Consider the following 7,656-nt stretch of genomic DNA (forward strand, 5'->3'; position numbering starts at 1 on the left):
CGCCCGCGTCGCTGGACGGTTTGGGCGACATCATAGCGCGCGAGAAGATCACCACACTTTGGCTGACAGCCGGGTTGTTCCACGCGATGGCGGACGAGATCCCCGAGGCCTTTCGCCCCCTGCAGCAACTTTTGACAGGCGGGGATGTGGTCTCTCCAGTCAAGGCTGCACAGGTTCTGACGGCTTGCCCGGATTTGACCTTGATCAATGGCTATGGCCCGACCGAAAACACCACGTTCACTTGCTGCCACAGGATCACTTTGACGCAGGCGCAAAGCGGGCAGGCGCTGCCGATTGGTCATGCGATCGATGGCACTCAGATCCATGTGCTGGACAAAGATCTGAACCCGTGCAAGTCGGGCCAAAAAGGTGAGCTGTATATCGGCGGCGCCGGGCTTGCCCGGGGCTATTGGAACCGCCCCGATCTGACACAGGAGAAATTCATCCCCGCCCCTTGGGACGCAGATCAGCTTCTTTATCGCTCGGGCGATTTGGTCGAAATGGACGACGCAGGGGTCGTTCGGTTCTTTGGACGTATCGACACTCAGGTCAAGATCCGGGGTTTCCGGGTGGAACTGAACGAGGTCGAGATTGCGCTGGAGGCGCATCCCTCAATTGCCCGCGCGGCTGTGGTTGCCCGTGCTGGTGCGGATCAAGCTGACAAGTCCTTGATCGGGTTCTGCGTTGTTCAAAAGAATACGGGTTTTGACGCTAAAGCCGTTCAATCTCATCTGCGGGATACGTTGCCTGAATATGCCCGCCCCGCACGGCTTGAAGTCGTTGAAACACTGCCATTGAACCATAACGGCAAGGTGGATCGACGGGCATTGTTGGCCAGCTTGGACAAGCCGGAATCTGCTGCCCCAAGTGCCAAAGCCGCCAATGTAGGGGCTGACATCGCAACGCTCATCTCGGGCTTCCTGAAAGATATCCTTGAGTGTGAAACAGTCGATCCAAATGCGAATTTCTTCGATCTGGGCGCCTCGTCCCTTCAGCTTGCGCGGTTGCATAACCAGCTTGAAACTGCACTGAACCGGCGTTTTCCAATTACGCTTTTGTTCGACAAGTCCAGCGTGCGGTCTTTGGCAGCAGGGTTAAGTCACCACACGGAAAGCCGCGACAGCGGCGAGACCACCGTAACCAAGCCCGCCGGATCAGGAATGATTGCGATTGTGGGCATGGCCGGGCGGTTCCCCGGTGCCAGGGATATCGACACGTTCTGGCAAAAACTGCTGGCCGGGGAAGAGCTGATCTCGCACTTCTCAGCCGACGAGCTTGAGGTCGATCCGGCGAAGGACGACCCACAAGGCACCTATGTGGCCGCACGGGGCATTATGGAAGATGCTGATCTGTTTGACGCGCGCCATTTCAACATCCCGCCGCAAGAAGCCAAGGCTCTGGACCCGCAGCACCGGATAATGCTGGAGCTTGCACAGACGGCTTTGGACAATGCGGGCCATGACCCCGAGAGGTTCGCTGGGCGCATCGGGATCTTCGCCGGATCGTCACAGAACTCGTATTTGCTCAACAACGTGCTGTCCGCACCTGGTGCTGCGCGCAATTTCGCGGCAAGCTATCCGGTCAAAGATTTCTCGGCCCTGTTTGGCAATGACAAGGATTTTCTGGCCACACGCGTTGCTTATAAGCTGGGTCTGACCGGGCCTGCGGTAAATGTTCAGTCAGCCTGTTCGACATCGCTGTTGGCCGTGGCGCAAGCTTGTGACAGCCTGCGCATGGGGCGCGCCGATATGGTCCTGGCGGGAGGTGTTGCGGTGACATTCCCGACCAAACGGCCGTATGCGTATTTGCCCGATGGCATGGCCTCGGCCGATGGCCATTGCCGCACTTTCGATGCGGAGGCGACAGGGACGGTCTTTGGCGATGGTGCCGGGCTGGTTGTGCTGCGCCGTCTGGAAGATGCCGAGGCCGATGGCGACAAAATCATCGCGGTGATCCGTGGCCACGGGGTCAACAATGACGGGGCGCAAAAGGCAGGCTATGCCGCGCCGTCGATCGCCGCTCAGGCCGAGGCCATTCGCATGGCCCAAGCTGCAGCCGGGGTCGCGCCGAAAGACATCGGCTATGTCGAGGCCCATGGCACCGCCACCCCGCTGGGGGACCCGATCGAATTTACCGCCCTGTGCGAGGCTTTTGGCAACACCGGGCAGACCGGGCGTTGCGCAATCGGCTCGGTCAAAACCAATGTGGGTCATCTGGATGCCGCTGCGGGCGTGACCGGTTTGATCAAAACCGCACTTTGCCTGAAACACGGCAAAATCCCACCGTTGCTGCATTACACAAAACCAAACCCACGTATCGATTTCGAGAACTCAAGCTTCCGGCCCGTGGCCGAACTGACGGAGTGGCCCGTGGGCGAAGAACCGCGCTATGCCGGGGTTTCGTCCTTTGGCGTGGGCGGCACGAATGTGCATATGGTCCTTGGCGAAGGCACGGCACAAGTGGCAAAGCCGAAACCCAAAACGCGCAAACCCCGTCTGTTCCCTGTTTCAGCCTCAAGCCCCGAAGCGTTGGGTTTGGCGATGCAAGACCTTGGCGCATGGGCTTTGGCCAATCCCGATGCGGACCCTGATGGTGTAGCCACAACATTGCGCGAACACCGCCATGCCTTCCAAACCCGCGCGGTGCTTGCCGCTCACGATATGGCTGAACTCGCCAAGGCAGCCCAAGATCACAAGGGGCAGGGGCAAAAGGCCGGAACACGCGAAAAACTGGTCTTCATGTTTGCCGGGCAGGGGTCTCAGCACGTGGGTATTGCCCGTGACCTGTACGACAACGAACCAGTGTTCCGCGACGCGTTGGATCAATGCCTGACCCCGCTGGAGCAGGCGATGGGCCTGGATCTGCGGGCTGTGCTTTATGCCGAAGGCGATCAGATTGCAGAGGCGCGCGAAAAGCTGAAAAGCACCGATTTCGCCCAACCAGCCATATTCGCCTGTAGCTATGCTTTGGCCAAGCTGTGGGAAAGCTGGGGTATTCGCCCCGACGTGATGGTCGGGCATTCCATCGGTGAATTTGTGGCCGCTACGCTGGCCGGTGTTTTCTCGCTAAAGGACGCGCTGAACCTGATCGTTCTGCGCGGTCGTTTGATGGCAGATCTTCCGCGCGGCAAGATGCTGTCGGTCCGCGCGTCCGAGGAAGACTTGCAACCGTACCTTGGGGATACGGTCGATCTGGCCGCTGTGAACGGTGCCAAAGCCTGCGTGCTGGCTGGGTCGGATGAAGCCATTGCGGCTTTGATCCCCGTGCTTGAGGAAGCGGGCATCGCCACTTCGGAACTACATACCAGCCACGCGTTCCATTCCAGAATGATGGACCCGGCGCTTGAGCCATTCCGAGCTGAGCTTGCTAAACTGTCTCTGGCGGCGCCAACTCGTCCGATCCTGTCCACCGTCACCGGCGACTGGATGTCCGAGGATGAAGCAACCGATCCCGACTATTGGGCGCAGCATATGCGCCGCCCTGTCCGGTTCTTTGATGCGATGCAGGTGCTGTGGGCAGATGGGGAGTATATCTTCCTGGAATCAGGACCTGGCAGAACATTGTCGGTTCTGGCCGCCCAGAACCCTGATCGCGCAACGGCCTCTCCGGCATTGTCATCCTTACCGCACGCACATGAAGAGCAGGCAAATGCGCAACTGACAATGTACCGCGCCTTTGGTGAGCTGTGGGCCTGTGGCTATCCGTTGGATTGGTCCGGTATCGGCGTCGATACCGAGACACCGCGCCAGCACGGGATGCCCAGCTATCCCTTTGTCAGAAAGCGGTTCTGGATCGAACCTGCTGCCTTTACCTCTGACCCTGAAACAGCCGATGTGCCGGATACGGCTCCCACCAAGGTGATTGCAAAACCAGATGCGCTTAGCGCGGTGCAAGCCTTGCTCTCGGATCTCAGCGGTTTGGACGCAGAAGAGATCATTCCAACCGCAGGCTTTATGGAACTTGGCTTTGACTCCTTGCTGCTGACACAGGCCACACGTGAGTTGAGAGATCAGTTCGGCGTTGCGGTTTCGCTGCGCGAACTGATTGACGGTTTCCCGAATGTTGGCGCTTTGGCCGAACACATCGAAAAGCATGGTGAGATCGGCACCGAAGGCCCGTCTGATCAAGAGTTCACCCCAGCCCCTGCCGCGTCCGAGGCTGCCAAACCGGATCCGCATATTTCCGCGCCCGTTACACAAATCTCGACCACGGATGAGGCGCTGACGCCGCGCCAACAGGCGCATATCGACAAGCTGGTGGCCCGGTTCAACGCGAAGACGCCGCAATCGAAAGCTCTGACACAAAAGCACCGCCCAAGACATGCCGATCCGCGCACAGCATCGGGCTTTAACCGGCTGTGGAAAGACCTTGTCTATCAGATCGTATCGGTCAAATCCAAAGGCTCGCGCCTTCTGGACGTGGATGGCAACGAATATGTCGACATACTGAATGGCTTTGGTCCGGGCTTTCTGGGTCATTCCCCGGACAGTGTTGTAAAGGCTCTGCACACACAGCTGGATGACGGATTCGAAGTTGGGCCACAAAGCCTGTTGGCAATGGAAGCGGCCGAGCTGTTCTGTGACGTCACCGGCAATGACCGGGCCAGCTTTGTCTGCACCGGGTCCGAGGCTGTTTATGCTGCGATGCGTCTTGCACGCACCGTGAACGGGCGCGACACGATTGTTCTGTTTGCGCGGGATTATCACGGCAACTTCGACGAAGTTCTGGTGCGCGGGGTCGAAGGCAAGGACGGGTTGCGCAGCCTGCCCATCGCACCCGGTGTGCCGCGTGATGCGGTCAAGAATGTGGTCGTGTTGCCCTATGGCTCGCCGCAGGCTCTGGATTACATCCGTCGCAATGCGGGCAAACTGGCGGCTGTCATGGTCGAGCCGGTGCAAAGCCGTCGGCCCGAATTCCGCCCGCACGAATTCATTCGCGAAGTGCGCCACATCACCCAGGAACACGGTGCGCTATTCATCTTTGATGAGGTTGTCACTGGGTTCCGTTTCGGGCCACGCGGCGCGCAGGGTTATTACAACATCGAAGCCGATCTTGTGACCTATGGCAAAATCGCCGGGGGCGGGATGCCGCTTGGTGTTGTTGCCGGCAAGGCCCAATACATGGACACCTTTGATGGGGGTCAGTGGGATTACGGGGATGAAAGCTTCCCCGAAGCTCCGGTGACGTTCTTTGCAGGCACCTTCGTGCGCCATCCTCTGGTGATGGCTGCCACCGTCCAGATGATGCGGTTCTTCAAATCGCAGCCCGCGTTTTTCTGGAAAACCATCGATGCCAAAGGCGACAAGGTCGCGGGTACGGTCGATCGTTGGTTCAAAGAAAACGACATGCCGTTCGAGATGCCGAACTGCGGTTCGCTGATGTATTTGCGGATCGACAAGAATGCGCGGTTTGGCGGCCTTTTGGGTCCGCATCTGCGTGACCGGGGCGTGTTCCTTCTGGAAGGTTTCCCCTCTTACATGACAGCAGCCCATGATGATGAGGATATCGATCACATCATCAACGCCATCAAGGACAGCGCGTCGGAAATGCGCGCCGATGGCCTAATCGACGGACGGGCCGACAGCCGCGACTATGACCCACAGATAACCGCGGCTCCGCCTCGGCTGAGTTTGCCGGGTGGCGAAGCCCGCATCGCGCAAGATATGGCCGCCCCTCTGGCACCGCTGGCCTGCCCGACTCTGGAAGCGCAGCGCGAGATCTTTGCCGCCCAGGTGGTCACGCCCGAAGTCGCTGCCGCATATAATGAAAGCGTTACGCTGAAAATCCGGGGTGCGGTGAATACCGATGCGCTGCTTGAGGCCATTCAGGCCTGTTACGCGCGTCACGACGCGTTGCGCGCGACATTCTCCGAGGACGGGCTGACCATGTTCATCCAACCCGAGATGCACCACAAAATCGGGCAGATGGATCTGATCACACTTGGCCAGCAGGACCGCCGGCAGAAACTGCAAGAGCTGTTGGACAAGCATGTCTCGGAACCCTTCGATATGCAGAACGGCCCGTTCCTGCGCACCGATCTTGTGGATATGGGCGAAGAAGATCGTCAGGCGCTGCATCATCTGGTGGTGACAGCCCATCACATCATCTGTGACGGCTGGTCGATCGATGTGATCATGCGCGACATCGCGCGCCTCTACCGGATGATCATCGACGGCAAGCCCGCAATTCTGGACGCGCCGCACAGCATCATCGACTATGCACGCCACGAGCAGGATTGGGCACAATCCGAGGGTGCGCAGCGCGATAAAGCCTATTGGCTTCAGCGGTTTGAGACGCAAGTTCCCGTGCTGGACTTGCCCTTGGATCACCCCCGGCCTGCCATCCGCAGCGTCCGTGGGGCCCGGCTTGACACGGCATTGGATGCCGAGCTTGTGGCCGGTTTGCGCAAAACGGCCGAGCGTCAGAACAGCAGTTTCGTAACCCTGCTTTTGGCAGCGTTCAAAACCTATATCGCGCGGATTTCGGGCAATCAGGATCTGGTTGTTGGCGTGCCCTCAGCAGGGCAGGCGGCCAATGGTATGGAGTCGATGGTAGGCCATTGCGTCAACCTGATGCCGATCCGCACTCAGCCCTCAGGCGACAAATCCTTTGGCGACTATCTGAAAGAGGTCAAAACCGCCCTGCTGGACGGCGCGGATCATCAGAGCTTTACCTATGGGGCCCTCACACGCGCGCTCAAGCAGAAACGCGATCCGTCGCGGCCCGGCTTGATCTCGGTTGTGTTCAACGTGGACAACGGTATCGACCTGTCGGCACTGGCCGTAGGGTCTCCTGCAGATACGTTCACCTCAAACCCGCGCGCGTTTGAGAATTTTGAGCTCTATCTCAATGTCACCGAGATTGACGGCGGCGTCACAACCGAGTGGAGCTATAACCGTGATCTCTTTGATGCCGAGACCATCGCGCGGCACATCACCGGGTTTTCCGAGCTGCTGGCCAGCATAGTTGACAGGCCGGACGCCCCGCTTGGGCAGCTGATGCAGGTTCAAGGTGACCCAACTGCGCCGCAGCAATCACCGCAAACAAGCCCTGCAGACTATAACGGAGGCATCACGCGTGCCTTCAAAACAGCGGCTTCGACGCATCAAAACCGGCAAGCGGTCGGCTGCAATGGCAAGGCTTTAACCTATGCCGAACTCGACCGATGGTCGGATCGGATTGCGGCGCATTTGTTGGGCAAAGGAGTAACCAAAGGGGAAAAAATCGGTCTCAGCTATGGGTCTTCGCTCGAACAGATCGCCGCACTGGTCGGCATCCTCAAGGCCGGTGGCGCCTACGTCCCGCTGGATCTATCGCTGCCGCCAGAACGGATCGAGTTCATCGTCAAAGATACCGGTCTAAGTCTGGTGCTTGGACCTGATGCGGGTTTGCCCAGGGTCCAGACACTCGATGTCTCGGTTCTACCCGAGGTCGACCCAATGCCAGATTTGCCCGAGCTGGGTGGCGAGGACCTTGCCTATGTGATGTACACGTCCGGCTCGACCGGCAGACCCAAAGGTGTAATGGTTCCGCATCGTGGTGTTTTGCGTCTGGTCAAAGGTCAGGATTTTGCCGATCTCGGGCCCGATCAGCGCATCCTGCAGAACTCACCCATCGCCTTTGATGCCGCCACCTTCGAGATTTGGGGCGCGTTGT

Annotated in this window: 1 protein-coding gene; it reads left to right on the forward strand. The window is 59.0% G+C overall.

What is annotated here, in order from left to right; translation table 11 throughout:
* Positions 1-7,656, forward strand: a 7,656-nt coding sequence (locus tag GOX45_RS21760; RefSeq protein WP_171104047.1) for a type I polyketide synthase, incomplete at both ends; no start/stop codon positions are given.

This window comes from Ruegeria sp. HKCCD7255, assembly GCF_013031565.1.
Taxonomy (GTDB): Bacteria; Pseudomonadota; Alphaproteobacteria; order Rhodobacterales; family Rhodobacteraceae; genus Ruegeria.